Here is a 283-nt window from a genome sequence, read left to right on the forward strand (position 1 = left end):
TCTCATGCCCGAACAGCACGCTCTCGATCTGGTTGGCGGGGATGCCACCGGCATTGACGAACCGCAGCGGCGCCTTGGCGCGTGGGCTCGCGGCGTGCATCGCCCGCACCAGCATTTCCTTGCCGCTGCCGCTTTCACCCTCGATCAGCACCGTCTGCTGGGTGCGTGCCGCCTTGGCCGCGACGGCAAGCGCGGCCCGGAACGCGGGGGCCGCCCCGATCATCGAATCGAAATCGAGCGTCGTGCCGATCTTCTCGGTCATCGGCTGGAGTTCGGCGACGGG

1 protein-coding gene is annotated in these 283 nt (G+C 68.6%); it reads right to left on the reverse strand.

From position 1 onward, the window contains the following. Nucleotides 1-262 (reverse strand): sigma 54-interacting transcriptional regulator (locus E0702_RS16980; RefSeq protein WP_306766935.1); only part of this gene is annotated, 262 nt, incomplete at its 3' end. Nucleotides 263-283: the final 21 nt, after the last annotated feature.

It is taken from the genome of Halomonas marinisediminis (genome assembly GCF_004347715.1).
In the GTDB taxonomy this organism is placed as follows: domain Bacteria; phylum Pseudomonadota; class Gammaproteobacteria; order Pseudomonadales; family Halomonadaceae; genus Halomonas; species Halomonas icarae.